Genomic DNA, 13,667 nt, shown 5'->3' with positions numbered 1-13,667 from the left:
TCGAATTTGCGCGTTGCATCTATCTAAGCGGTGCACCGCGTGCGGGAAAGCCTTGCTGGCAGAGTTTTCCTCGGCCTGCGGCGTTCCGCAGCACAAACTAGCCGTGGCAAAGCTGGCTTCGCTCCGCCGGCGGGTGATAGCTTCGCCGCCGACGCAACTCGCGAGTGATAAGATGGAATCGTTTACCCCCCTTACGGCCGCTCTAGGCGGCAGCCTCATCGGCCTGGCGACGGCCGTCTTGTGGCTGGGCAATGGCCGGATCGCCGGCATATCTGGCATATTCGGCCAATTGCTGCCTCCGGCGCAGACGGTCGTGTGGCGGCTGGTCTTCCTCGTCGCGCTGGTTCTGGCGACATTCGTCACGGCCAAGCTCTTTCCGGGGCTTGGTGTCGGTGGTGTCGAGCCTGCAAGACTGGTCGAGGCTCCCGCGTCATGGGGGGTGCCCACACCGGTCTGGCTTGGGATAGCGGGGCTGCTGACCGGCCTCGGCACCAAGATTGGCAATGGTTGCACATCCGGGCACGGCGTTTGCGGGCTTGCCCGGCTTTCGGTCCGCTCGCTGGTCGCTGTCGCCGTGTTCTTCGGCGTCGCTATCATTACCGTCGCCGTGACGGGAGTGGTGTGATGGCCAGCCTCAAGCTCCCCTATCTCGCCACCGCCGCCCTGAGCGGAGCGCTGTTCGGCGCTGGCCTTTATGTCTCGCAGATGGTCGACCCGCTGAAGGTTCTGCACTTTCTCGATTTCACGGCTATCCCGTCCGGCGGCTGGGACCCAAGCCTGGCGTTTGTCATGGTGCCGGCCGTCATCGTGATGTTCATCGCCGTCCGGCTCGGCAAACGCCGGCAGGCGCCCCTCTTCGACACGGCTTTCCACGAGCCGGAATACAAGCGCATCGACAAGCGCCTTGTCGGCGGCGCAGCCCTGTTCGGCATTGGCTGGGGCATGGCGGGCATTTGCCCCGGCCCCGCCATTTCCCTGATCGCCTTCGTACCCGACAATCTCTGGATATTCCTCGTCACCATGCTGATCGGCTCACTCGCCGGCAGTCTGGTGATCCCCAGCGGCCATTCCAAACGCCTGGTGGATGCCCAATGACCCAGGATGCAGACGCCATCATTGTCGGCGGCGGACTGGTCGGCATGGCCGCGGCGGTCGCGGTGGCCAAGGCTGGCCTCAAGACCGTTCATCTGGCGCCGGCTGGCCCGGTGGACCGCCGCACATCCGCCCTCATGATGCCGAGCGTGGATTACCTGACAAGCGCGGGCCTCATTGGCGGTCCGGATGCTGTCGGCCATCCGCTGACGCAAATTCGCATCGTCGATGCGACCAACCGGCTTATCCGTGCGCCCGAAACTCTGTTCGACGCACAGGAGGTAGGTCTCGACGCATTCGGCTGGAATTTCGCCAATCTGCGGCTCATGGAAAGTTTCCAGACGGCGGCGCGCGCGCTGCCCAATCTCGAAACCCGTAACGTTGGCGTTACCGAATTCTCGGGTGACGGCGGCGTTCCGCGTCTGACCTTAGCCGATGGAAGCGTTCTGACGGCACTGCTGGTGGTCGGCGCCGACGGCAAGAAGTCGCTGATCCGCTCCGCCGCCGGCTTTCGGGTGCGTGAAAGCGTGTTTGCCCAAGCGGCCCTGGTCTGCGACCTGGAGCTGGGTCGTCCGATTGGCGGCACGTCGATCGAGTTTCACTACCCGCAGGGCCCATTCACGCTGGTTCCGGCCGGCGGCAACCGCGCCAACCTGGTCTGGATCGACGATGAAGCGGTGCTGCGCGAGGCGCTTGCCAGCGGCAAGGAGGGGCTGGTGCCGACGTTCCTCTCCAAATCGCAGCGCCTGTTTGGCAGCGTGGCCATGCTCACGCCGGCGCATGTCTTTCCGCTCAGCACCCTCACTGTCGATGCGGCTGGCGCGGATGGCGTCGTGTTGGTGGGGGAATCCGCTCATGCCTTCCCGCCGATCGGGGCGCAGGGGCTCAACCTGGGCCTGCGCGATGTCGCCGACCTGGCCGATGCGTTGAGCGCCGCCGACCTGTCACAACCTGGTTGGGCCGTGTCGGCGAGCGAGGACTACTCCCGCCGCCGCGCCGCCGACCTGGCCCGCACTGGCGGCATGGTCGATACCCTGTTCCGTTCCCTGCTTGCCGAGATGATCCCGGCCCAGGCATTGCGTGCTGGCGGGCTCTGGGCCCTCAAGCTGGTGCCCGGCCTGCGCCGGCAGGCCTTCGGCATCGGCATGGGCGAACGCTAGGCAAGGAAAAAGGGCGCGGTCTCCCGCGCCCTTTTCAAATTTCCAATGCGCCCGGTGCTACTGAGCCGGAGCTTCAGCGCCTTCTGCGGGAGCCTCGGCGCCTTCGGCCGGAGCGGCTTCGCCATCGAGCTGCCGACGGAGTTCTTCGGCGCGGTCCTGCAGGACCTGCTCGAGGGCGTTCTCGCCCGAGGTTTCCTGACGGAACTCGTCGAAGGTCAGGGCAGCTTCGCCATCATAGGTGGCGGTGAAGCCGGCCAGGTTGATCTCGATGGTCAGATCCTGGTTCTGGCGGTTCTTGGCAGTGAGCTTGAGCACGCTGCCGCGCTTGAGCGAATTGACATACTGTTCGTTGATGACGAGCTGGGTCGCGCACGACGTGGGGTCGCAGAGCATGTAGGGCACGCGAACCGGCTTGGAGCCGTCGATCTGCCAGGTCAGGCCGAAGGGCAGCAGCACACCGAGCGGCACAGCGGCGACGGCGAGCAGGCGGCTTTCCTGACCCGGGTCATCGCGCAGCAGGAACGAGCCCAGGAACTGACCATTAGCCAGGACGACCTGGCGCATGATGCAGGCCTTCTGGCCGTCTTCCAGCGGATCGCAGACCTTCAACCAGTTCTGGCCGGGCGTAGCGGCAGCACCTTCCGCCGCAGCGGCAGTCGGCGCAGCGGCCGGAGCCGCAGGCGTTTCGGCAGCGGGTGCTTCGGCGGGTGCCGCCGGGGTTTCCTGAGCGTAAGCCGACAGCGGGGACAGCATGAGCGCAGCCACCGCAAATCCGGCGACGAGGGGTTTCCTGAAGTTCATAGAATTTCCTTGGCTTCTTTGGCGGTCCCGGCGACGTCCTGTCACCTTGAGAATGAACTGCCCTTCAAGTGCTGAAATCGGGCAATAACATGACCGATACCCGTTGCCAAAGCATTATGGCACAAAGGGTATGTTACATGGCGACTAGGCCGCATTTTCGGCCAATTTTGCTAGACGCGACAGGATTGCGGCCGCCCCCTTGAGGCGATCATTGGGTGTCGGCCAGTTGCGGGCGAACACGAGTTTCTGATCGGGCTTGATCCGGACCTGATTGGCGGGATCGCTGACCAGCCGCACCAGCGAGGCCGGGTTCGGGAACTCGTTGTTGCGCAGGGAAATCACCGCCCCCTTGGGGCCCGCGTCGACCTTTTCAACGTTGGCCTGGCGGCAGAGTGCCTTGACCAAAATCACCTTCAGCAACGCCTCGACCTCTTCCGGCAGCGGGCCGAAACGGTCGATCAATTCTGCGCCAGCAGCGTCGATATCGCGGATATCGGTGAGGTCGCCCAACCGGCGATAGAGCTGCATACGCAATTGCAGATCGGGCACATAGTGCTCGGGGATCATCACCGGCATGCCCAGCGATATCTGCGGGCTCCATTCGTTCTTGTCTTCATAATCCTCGTCGCCATTCTTGAGGTTAGCTACAGCCTCCTCCAGCATGGCCTGGTACAATTCGTACCCCACTTCGCGGATGTGGCCCGACTGCTCGTCGCCGAGCAGGTTGCCTGCCCCGCGGATGTCGAGATCGTGACTGGCAAGCTGGAAGCCGGCACCGAGGCTTTCAAGCGATTGCAGGACGCCGAGACGGCGTTCGGCCGTGTCGGTCAATTTTCTGTCAGGTGGCACTGTGAACAGGGCATAGGCGCGAGCCTTGGCCCGGCCAATGCGTCCGCGGATCTGATAGAGCTGCGCCAGGCCAAAATGGTCGGCGCGGTGCACGATCAGCGTATTGGCATTAGGAATATCGAGGCCGGACTCAACGATGGTCGTCGCCACCAGCACGTCGAACTTGTTGTCATAGAAGGCGTTCATGATGTCATCGAGTTCGCCCGGCGGCATCTGGCCGTTGGCGATGACGAAGGAGACTTCCGGCACCTGCGCCTTGAGGAATTCGGCGATCTCGACCTGGTCCTTGATGCGCGGCACGACATAGAAACTCTGGCCGCCACGATATTTTTCGCGCAACAGCGCCTCGCGGATCGACAATGCGTCGAAAGGCGAAATGAACGTGCGGATAGCCAGACGATCCACTGGCGGCGTGGCCAGCAGGCTCAGGTCGCGCACGCCTGTCAGCGCCAGTTGCAGCGTACGCGGGATCGGCGTCGCCGTCAGCGTCAGCACGTGCACGTTGGCCTTGAGCTCCTTGAGGCGCTCCTTGTGGCCCACGCCGAAATGCTGCTCTTCGTCGATGATGAGCAGGCCGAGGTCCTTGAATTTGATGGTCTTGCTGAGCAGCGCATGAGTGCCGACCACGATGTCGACCTGACCATCTGCCAACCCATCCTTGGTGGCCTTGAGCTCTGCTGACCCAACCATGCGCGAAGCCTGACGCACGCGTACCGGCAGGCCGGCAAAGCGCTCGGCAAAGGTCTTGAAGTGCTGACGCGACAGCAGCGTCGTCGGCACCACCACCGCGACCTGTTTGCCCGAGAGCGCCACGGCAAAGGCGGCGCGCAAAGCCACTTCGGTTTTGCCAAAGCCCACATCGCCGCAGACCAGCCGGTCCATCACGCGGCCCGAGGTCACGTCGTCGAACACCGCCTCGATGGCGGCCATCTGGTCCTCGGTCTCTTCATAGGGGAAGCGCGCCGCGAACTCGTCGTAGGCGCCGGCATTGATCTCGACCACATCGGCCCGCGTCAGCAAGCGCGCTGCCGCGATCTTGATGAGCTGCTCCGCCATTTCGCGGATGCGCTTCTTGAGCTTGCCCTTCTTGGCCTGCCAGGCGACGCCGCCCAGCTTGTCGAGCGTGACATTGCCCTCGTCGGAGCCGTAGCGGGTCAGCAGCTCGATATTCTCGACCGGCAGGTAGAGCTTGGTATCGCCGCCATATTCGAGCTCGACGCATTCGTGCGGCGCCCCGCCTGCCTCGATCACCTTGAGCCCGAGGAAGCGGCCGATACCGTGATCGACGTGAACCACGAGGTCACCCGCGGCGAGGCTGGCCGCTTCGGTGAGGGCGTCGCTGGCCTTCTTCTTGCGCTGGGGCCGCAGGATGCGCTCGCCCAGAATGTCCTGCTCGCTGAGGACCAGCAGGTCCTTAGTCTCGAAACCGGTTTCGAGCGGCAGCACAACCAGCGAGGTGGTCGCGGCGCTGGTGGTTTCGGCGTCACGCCAGTTTTCCGCCAGACGTGGATTGGTCAGCCCATGGTCTTTGAGCACCTGCACCATGCGATCGCGGGTGCCCGTGCTCCAGCACGCGACAACGGCGCGCCGGCCATTGCGGCGCTCGGCCAGCAGCCGGTCCACGACGGACTGGAACAGGTTGGTATCGGTTGCCTGCCGTTCGGCGGCGAAGCTTGGCGCAATATGGCCGCCAGCGTCGTCAGCTGCCTTCGTGCCCGGGGCCATGAACTGGCTGAGCTGCACCACCGATGCGCCGGAAAGCGCGTACGGATGGCTATCGACGGCATAGAGCAGTTCCGGCTTTATCGGCTTGTAAGGCGCCCCTGCCCCGGCCACCACCGGCGCCAGTCGCGCTGCCTCGCGTGCTTCGTAATAGTCCCGCACCTGCGTCGCGCGATCCGCATAAGCCTCCGCCGCCTGCTCATCGAAGATGAACGGCGCGTCCCCGACATAGTCGGCCAGCGTATCGAGATGCTCGTAGAAGAACGGCAGCCAGTGCTCGGTCCCCGAATAGCGCGATCCGCCACTGACCGACGCATAGAGCGTGTCGTCGACGGTGTTGCCGCCGAACGTCGCCGTATAGTTCTGCCGGAACCGCTTTATGGTTTCCTCGGTCAGCACGACCTCGCTCATTGGCGTCAGGTCGACACGCTTGAGCGTACCGGTCGTCCGCTGGCTGTCGGGATCGAACGCTCGGATCGATTCGAGCTGGCTGCCGAAGAAGTCGAAACGCAGCGGCGCTTCGGCGCTCGCCGGGAACAGGTCCACCAGCCCGCCACGCACGGCATATTCACCGCTCTCACGCACGGTCGGCACGCGCAGGTAGCCGTTTTTAGCCGCCCAGCCGATCAGCTTCTCGCTATCGACAATCCGCCCGGTCGCGGCCGAGAACGACATGGTCTCTACCACATCGCGCGGCGGCAGCTTCTGGATCAGTGCATTGACTGCCGTCAGCACGACGGCGCCCTTGGCACCGCTGGTCAACGCCGCGAGCGTGTTCATTCGCGCCGCGATCGTTACGTTGTTCGGCGACACCCGGTCGTAAGGCAAACAGTCCCAGGCTGGCAGCGTCAGAATGGTATGCCCCGGCAACAGCGCCGTCAGGATATCTGCCATCCTCTGCAGCCGGCGCCCGTCGCGCGCCACGAAGACTATGCTTGCGGCGTCCTCCGGGGCTGCTTCGATGCGCTGCTGCACCAGGCGCGCCAGCACCATGGGCTGCATGCCATCGGGCACATTGGCGATGGTGCGCGTTGGGCGCTGGGCAACCACTTCGTTCATTTGGCGATCCGGGCCTTATGGTCGGCAATCACCTCGGCGAGGAAGGCCGTATCGACATTGGCAGGCGGCGCCTCCTGACCCATGACCCATTTGAGCAATGGCGGATCTTCCTCGCTCATCAGCGCCTCGAGTCTGTCGAGTTGAGCATGATCCATGGCATCGGTATGCGCGTCGGCATAGGGCCCGAGAACCAGGTCCATTTCGCGCGTGCCGCGATGCCAGGCGCGGTAGCGCAGCTTCTTGCGGCGCATAGCAATGTCTTCACCGGCTGTCATTTGACGCGCCATGATCCCGAATGGTGGTTGATTTGGACGCCCTGTGTAGCCCCATTCGTTCGGTGTGTCAGCCCTTGCGCAACGCGCTAGAAATCGCGCGACCCATCAAACCAGGCCAAGGCTTCCTCCGGCTTGGCCAAGTCAGGCTTGACCCGTGCGAGCAGCACTACCGCGTTGCCGGTATCCTCACGCTCACTGGTTTCGATGCCTGGCAAGGCATTGATGGCTTGCACGAATGCAATGATCACAGCCTTCGCTTCGGCTTGAGTAGTCGCGATCGTCAGTGCCTTGCTGGCCAATTTGTAAGCCTTGCTGGCCGCTTTTTCATTCTTGCTGGGCCAGGCCCCGAACGGCAATCCGTATTCTTCGACAAACCATTGGCGGCTGCGCAATTGGCTGACGCCGGCATAATTATCCTCGCCTGACGGGAGTCGCTTGATCGCCTGCTTCAGTGCCCTGCCGGCTGTTTCTTCCACATTCCAGGCGACGAAATAGCCCAATTCCGGCCAGATCGAGAGATCGGGCAGGCCATCGAGATTGGGGATGAAGCGCAGCTCCAGCCCCCGCAAGTTCATTCCGGCCAGCGCGTCGAGATTGGCCATGGCCCCATGCAGGCGCACACGCCGCAGGTCGCCTAGCGCCAGCAGGCTGCGGCAATCGAAGGGCGTATCGAGCACGGCATTGTGGATGCCGAGCGACTTCACGCTCCGAAGATAGTGAAGCCCCTCGACACTGCCCAACGTACCCTTGTCGGGGGCAACCAGCGTGATGTCGGGCAAGGTTTCAGGACTGTTCAGCTCGACCCTGTTCGGATCGCCCATAATGCTCAGATGATCGAGGGCGGTCGGAAGCGTGATGGTGATGCAATGCGCGCCGGGCGAAAGCGTCAGGCTGCCGAGCTTGGCGTCACGTGCGTCGATGGTCACATCGGCGCGAGCCAGGAAGGTCACCTGCTCGGTCTCCCGCTGCCGCATCCAGGCAAAGAGCGCGGTATCGTTGCCTTCGTAATGGATATGACGCGGCCAATTATAGCCTGCGCCGGTTTGCATCTGGTCGAAGACCTGCCAATGGATGGTCTGGTCGGGCGCAACCACCAGGTCCGGTCGCCTCTGGCCATCCCCAGGCCCAAGTATCAGGCTTCCAACACCCGGCTCGCGTTTGAGACGATGGCTATCGGGGCCAGTCAGCGAGAGCGTAAAGATTTCCGCGTCCAAATGCGTTTTCCTCGGGTGGTTTGCTACGGCAGCAATAGCAAGAATTCCTGCCCGGCCAAACTTGGGTAAGCTCGCCGGGAGGAGAATCACACTTGTCGCGCCCCGAATCTCTCTCGCCGCTCTTCCGTTCGCTGCATTCCATCAAGGGTGTCGGTGACAAGCTGGCCGCCCTGCTGACGCGCTACTTCGGCGCGCCTGAGGGGCAAGAGGCGATCGCCCTCGACATCCTCATGCACATGCCCTCGGGCGTGGTGGACAGGCGCCGCCAGGTGGGTATTGCCGAGGCCTATCTCAACCAGATCGTCACCCTGCGCCTACACATAGACCGCCATCAGCCGCCACCCCGTGGCAAGCCGCATGTTCCGCACCGCGTCTTCGCGCATGACGATACCGGCGACGTGCAGCTGGTCTTCTTCCGCGCGCAAGGCGGTTGGGTGGAAAAGGCTCTGCCCATCGGCGAGGAGCGCTTCGTCTCGGGCCAGATCGGCTTCTTCAACGGTGAGAAGCAAATCACCCATCCCGACTACGTCGTCGAGCCAGACAAATTCGCCACCCTGCCGCTGGTCGAGCCTGTCTATCCGCTAACGCAGGGCCTGAGCTCCAAGGCACTCGGCAAACTGGTGCGGCAGGTGCTTGAGAGCTTACCCGAGCTGCCCGAATGGATCGACCCGGCGACCATAGGCGAGCGCAAATGGCCGAGCTTTGATGACGCCATGCGGATGGTCCACCTTCCCGCCAATCCCGATGAGGCGCAGCTTTGGGCACCTGCCCGCATGCGTCTGGCCTATGACGAGTATTTTGCCGGCCAGCTCACCTTGCAGCTCATTCGGTCAACCATGGTGGCAGCGCGCGGCATTGCTCGCAACTTCACCGGCGAAATCACACAACGCGTCGCGGCGGCCCTGCCATTCTCGCTGACCACTGGGCAGCAACAGGCCGTGGATGAAATCCGGGCCGACCTCGCCTCGCCCGACCGCATGTCTCGTCTGCTGCAGGGCGATGTCGGGGCCGGCAAGACCGTCGTCGCATTGATGGCGATGGCTGCCTTGGCGGAGAGCGGCGCCCAATCGGCGATGATGGCGCCCACCGAACTGCTCGCCGCCCAGCATTTCAAGACCCTCAAGCCGCTCTGCGACGCCGCCGGCCTGGGCTGTGAGCTTCTCACCGGCAAGATGCCGGCCGCCGAACGCCGCGCCAAGCTGGCCGGCATTGCCGACGGCGAGATAATGATCATCGTGGGCACGCATGCGCTGTTCCAGTCCGGTGTCGAATTTCGCAATCTTGGCCTGACGGTCGTCGACGAACAGCATCGCTTCGGCGTGCATCAGCGCCTGGCCCTGTCCGACAAGGGCAAGCACACGGACCTGCTTGTCATGACCGCCACGCCGATCCCGCGCACGCTGGTTCTTACCCATTTCGGCGATATGGCCGTGAGCGTGCTCCGCGAGAAGCCGCGCGGTCGCCAGCCGATTGACACCGCAGTGCTATCCATCGGCGATTATGGCCGGGTCATCTCGCGTTTGCAGGCGCGCCTGGGCGAAGGCGCGCAAGCATTCTGGGTTTGTCCGCTGGTCGAGGAAAGCGAACATCTCGATGTCGTGGCCGCCGAAGACCGCTTCGCCGAGTTGCAAAAGGTGTTTGGCGATCAGGTGGCGTTGGTGCACGGCCGCATGAGCGCCGCCGCCAAGCAGGAGGTGATGCAGCGCTTCGCCGCCAACGAGCTCAAACTGCTGGTCGCCACAACGGTGATCGAGGTCGGCGTTGACGTCCCCAATGCCTCGATCATGATCATCGAGCATGCCGAGCGCTTTGGTCTGGCCCAGCTCCACCAGCTTCGCGGCCGCGTCGGTCGCGGTTCGCAGCGCTCGGCCTGCCTGTTGCTCTACAAAGAGCCATTGAGCGAAACCGCCAAGGCTCGGCTCGAAACCATCAAATCCACCGAGGATGGCTTCGAGATCGCCGAACGCGACCTGGAGCTACGTGGACAGGGCGACGTCCTCGGCACCCGCCAATCCGGCATGCCCGGCTACCGGCTCGCCGTTCCTGACGTGCACCGCCACCTGCTCGACTTTGCCCACGATGACGCCAAAGCATTGCTGGCCGCCAATCCGGGGCTGACCGGCGCTGACGGTGAAGCAGCGCGCACGGCGCTGTATCTGTTCCGCAAGGACCTGGCGATCCCGCTGATCCGGGCGGGGTAGCCGATAGCTAGCACACTCCCGCGACATTACCGGCGCTTCCTCTACTCGACCGTCACCGACTTCGCCAAATTGCGAGGCTGATCCACGTCGGTGCCCATGAATACCGCCGTATGATAGGCCAGCAACTGCACAGGTATCGTCGCCAAAATCGGTGCGACAAAGCTCGAGACATGCGGGATGACAATGATATCGGCAACGCCGTGGCCAACCGTCTCGGCGCCCTCGGCATCGGTGATGAGGATGATCTTGCCGCCGCGTGCCGCCACTTCCTGCATGTTGGACAGAGTCTTGTCGACCAGCTCGTCCGAAGGCGCCACGACGATGACAGGCATGTCTTCGTCGACCAGCGCGATCGGGCCATGCTTCAGCTCACCTGCCGCATAACCTTCTGCGTGGATATAGCTGATTTCCTTCAGCTTCAATGCGCCTTCCATGGCGATCGGGAACATCGGACCACGGCCGAGATAGAGCACGTCCTTGGCCTTGGACAGGCGTTTGGCGATATCCATGATCTGCCGTTCAGTCGCCAATGCCTCGGAAACGGCAGTCGGCAGACCTATCAGCGACCGCACGAATTCGCTTTCCTGCTCGACGCTCAGCACACCGCGCGCGCGGCCCGCCGCGATGGCGAGGCTGGCCAACGCCGTCAATTGTGCCGTCAACGCCTTGGTCGAGGCCACGCCGATTTCTGGTCCGCAGAGGATCGGAAACACGACGCTCGATTCCCGGGCAATGGTCGATTCCAGTGTATTGACCAGCGAAGCGACATGCTGCCCCTGCCCCGCGCAATAGCGCAAGGCCGCCAGCGTGTCGGCGGTCTCACCCGACTGCGAGATAAAGAGCGAAAGACCACCCTTCTCCAACGGCGGTTCGCGATAACGGAACTCGGATGCCACATCGATATCAACAGGAAGGCGCGCATAGCGCTCGAACCAGTATTTTGCCACCGCGCCGGCGAGATAGGCCGTGCCGCAGGCGCTGATAGTCAGCCGGCTCAGGTCGGCGAAGTCGAAGGGCAAGGTCTCGCGCAGCGCCACCTTCTCGGCACCCATGTCCACATAGTGGCTCAAAGTATGCGAGATGGTTTCAGGTTGCTCGTAGATCTCCTTGGCCATGAAGTGGCGATGGTTGCCCTTGTCCACCATCAGAGCCGATGCCTGCGAAAGCTGCTGTTCGCGATGCACGATCGCGTCCTGACCATCGCGGATGGTGACGCCGGCCGGCGTGATCACCGCCCAATCGCCGTCCTCGAGATAGGTCAGGCGCGAGGTGAACGGAGCCAGCGCCATGGCGTCCGAGCCCAGATACATCTCGGTCGTGCCATAGCCGATGGCGAGCGGCGCACCATGACGCGCGGCGATCAGCAAGCCTTCTTCACCCCTGAACAGGAAGGCCAGGGCAAAGGCGCCCTTGAGCTTCTTGAGGGTGCGCGCGACGGCCAGTTCCGGATCGGCGCCGGTGGCCAATTCGCGACTGACCCACAGCGCGACGGATTCGGTATCCGTCTGCGTCTTGGGCAGGTAGCCGTCCTTGGCGAGGTCGGCCAGCATCTCGCGATAGTTCTCGATGATACCGTTATGCACGACGGCAACGCGGTCGGTGGCATGGGGATGCGCGTTCTGCTCGGTGGGGGCGCCGTGGGTTGCCCAGCGCGTGTGGCCGATGCCGATGCGGCCATCCAGCGGCTCGAAGGCCAGCTTCTGCGCCAGGTTGCCGAGCTTGCCCTCGGCCCGACGGCGGCTGATGTCTCCACCCTCGAGCGTCGCCACGCCGGCGCTGTCATAGCCCCGATACTCCAGGCGCTTCAGCGCGTCGACCAGCCGGGTCGCGACCGGTTCACTGCCAACAATCCCGACAATGCCGCACATGCTACTTCCCCTTGGCTGCTTTTTTGGCGAGGGCCTTCTCGCGCAATTTGGGCGCGTAGCCCGGTTTGTTTTCCTGACGGGCCCGGCCGAAGGCCACTGCATCCGCCGGCACGTCCTCGGTGATCACGCTACCTGAAGCCGTATAGGCGCCATCGCCAATGGCCACCGGCGCCACCAGGGAGGCGTTCGAGCCGATGAAGACATTGTCGCCGATGACGGTCTTGTCCTTGTTCACGCCATCGTAATTACAGGTGATAGTGCCCGCGCCGATATTGGTCTTACTGCCGATCTCGGCATCGCCAAGATAGCTCAGATGTCCGGCCTTTGTGCCGGCGCCGATCCTCGACTTCTTGACCTCGACGAAATTGCCAAGATGGACGTCCCGCTCCAGTTCCGCCCCGCCTCGAATGCGCGCAAAGGGGCCGATCGACGAGCCCTCCCCGATCGTGGCGTCTTCAATGTCGCAGAAAGCGCGGATTTCGACGTTGTCGGCGATTTTGACCCCAGCGCCGAACACGACATTTGGGAAGATCGTCACATCGCGGCCGATCTCGGTGTCGTAGGAGAACCAGACGCTCGACGGATCCTTGAGCGTTACACCGGCCTTCATGAAATCCTCGCGCCTCAAGGCCTGGAACTGCGCTTCGGCCGCTGCCAACCGAGTCCGATCGTCGACGCCCATGACTTCGTCCGCGTCGGCTTCGATGTATTCGACACGGCGGCCGTCACTATTGGCCAGCTCGACCGCGTCGGTCAGGTAATACTCGCCCTTGGCGTTCTTGTTGCCGATCCGGTCGATGATGCTGCGCAGCGCCTCGGCGCGGAAGCCCATAATGCCGGAATTGGCCAACCCGATCTTGCGCTCTTCCTCGGTGGCATCGCGATGTTCGCGAATGGCCAGCAGCCGTCCATCCTGGGTCAGCAGGCGCCCTAGATTGGTGGGGTCGGCAGGACGATAGCCGACGACGACAATGTCGGCGCCGTCGTCGAGCCGGGCGGTGATGGCGTCGACAGTGCCGCTCGATACCAGGGGATTGTCCGCATAGAGCACCACGACATTGCCGGCGGTACCGTCAAAGGCTTCGCGGGCCTGGCGCACCGCGTGACCTGTGCCGAGGCGTTCGAGTTGGCTGAAAATGCGGGTGTCAGCACCATGGCGGGCGACTTCGGCCTGCACGGCCTCATGATTGGGGCCGACGACGACGCTGATGCTGGTGGAACCGGATTTGAGGGCGGTGCGCACGACGTGGCCGACCATCGGCAGTCCGCCAACCGGATGCAGAACCTTGGGCGTCGCCGACCGCATGCGCGTACCCTCGCCCGCGGCAAGAATGATCGACAACAGTTCAGTCATGGGGCTTCTCCGGTACACGCCCGTTATTGGCGTGCATTTTCACAGATTTATGGCAGGCAAGAGTTGGCGAAC

At 63.4% G+C, this 13,667-nt stretch carries 10 protein-coding genes; 4 read left to right on the top strand and 6 right to left on the bottom strand.

Translation table 11 applies throughout. The features are described 5' to 3' along the window. The first annotated feature begins 136 nt into the window (after window positions 1–136). From MF606_RS08770 to MF606_RS08760, 3 genes are read left to right on the top strand one after another with little or no spacing between them, the layout of a single operon-like run. Window positions 137–625 (top strand): YeeE/YedE family protein, encoded by a 489-nt coding sequence (locus MF606_RS08770; protein ID WP_476728695.1) that lies wholly within the window; start codon window positions 137–139, stop codon window positions 623–625. Beyond that, window positions 625–1,095, top strand: a complete 471-nt coding sequence (locus MF606_RS08765) for a DUF6691 family protein (RefSeq protein WP_240233415.1) — start codon at window positions 625–627, stop codon at window positions 1,093–1,095. Before MF606_RS08770 ends, MF606_RS08765 begins: the two co-directional genes overlap by 1 nt. After that, a complete protein-coding gene (locus MF606_RS08760; RefSeq protein WP_240233414.1) occupies window positions 1,092–2,252 on the top strand; it encodes an FAD-dependent monooxygenase in 1,161 nt (386 codons plus the stop codon). Before MF606_RS08765 ends, MF606_RS08760 begins: the two co-directional genes overlap by 4 nt. A 57-nt stretch (window positions 2,253–2,309) precedes the next feature. On the opposite strand, the gene MF606_RS08755 is transcribed toward MF606_RS08760, so the two are convergent. The 4 genes from MF606_RS08755 to MF606_RS08740 form a co-directional block, all read right to left on the bottom strand. Continuing rightward, entirely contained in the window at window positions 2,310–3,053 is a 744-nt protein-coding gene (locus MF606_RS08755) for an invasion associated locus B family protein (RefSeq protein ID WP_240233413.1), read from the bottom strand. A 144-nt stretch (window positions 3,054–3,197) separates the two neighbouring features. Next, the gene (gene mfd / locus MF606_RS08750) at window positions 3,198–6,683 is read right to left on the bottom strand and encodes a transcription-repair coupling factor (RefSeq protein WP_240233412.1); all 3,486 of its coding nucleotides are present in this window, start codon (window positions 6,681–6,683) and stop codon (window positions 3,198–3,200) included. Next, window positions 6,680–6,958: an FAD assembly factor SdhE gene (locus tag MF606_RS08745; protein WP_240233411.1), complete on the bottom strand. Its 279-nt coding sequence runs from the start codon at window positions 6,956–6,958 to the stop codon at window positions 6,680–6,682. The genes mfd and MF606_RS08745 overlap by 4 nt, the downstream gene beginning before the upstream one ends. An 86-nt stretch (window positions 6,959–7,044) precedes the next feature. Further along, window positions 7,045–8,172, bottom strand: a complete 1,128-nt coding sequence (locus tag MF606_RS08740; RefSeq protein WP_240233410.1) for a hypothetical protein — start codon at window positions 8,170–8,172, stop codon at window positions 7,045–7,047. 92 nt (window positions 8,173–8,264) lie between these two features. On the opposite strand from MF606_RS08740, the gene recG reads away from it, so the two are divergent. Next, on the top strand, window positions 8,265–10,373 hold the full coding sequence (recG, locus tag MF606_RS08735; protein ID WP_240233409.1) for an ATP-dependent DNA helicase RecG: 2,109 nt from the start codon (window positions 8,265–8,267) through the stop codon (window positions 10,371–10,373). A gap of 41 nt (window positions 10,374–10,414) precedes the next feature. Here the strand turns inward: recG and glmS are convergent, their stop codons facing one another. Both glmS and glmU read right to left on the bottom strand, forming a co-directional pair. Next, window positions 10,415–12,241: a glutamine--fructose-6-phosphate transaminase (isomerizing) gene (glmS, locus tag MF606_RS08730; protein WP_240233408.1), complete on the bottom strand. Its 1,827-nt coding sequence runs from the start codon at window positions 12,239–12,241 to the stop codon at window positions 10,415–10,417. Between the two features lies 1 nt (window position 12,242). After that, window positions 12,243–13,595, bottom strand: coding sequence for a bifunctional UDP-N-acetylglucosamine diphosphorylase/glucosamine-1-phosphate N-acetyltransferase GlmU (gene glmU / locus MF606_RS08725; protein WP_240233407.1), 1,353 nt, complete (start codon window positions 13,593–13,595; stop codon window positions 12,243–12,245). Window positions 13,596–13,667: the final 72 nt, after the last annotated feature.

The sequence above is a fragment of the Devosia lacusdianchii genome (genome assembly GCF_022429625.1).
GTDB lineage: Bacteria > Pseudomonadota > Alphaproteobacteria > Rhizobiales > Devosiaceae > Devosia > Devosia lacusdianchii.
This window is presented reverse-complemented; position numbering and strand designations above follow the sequence as displayed.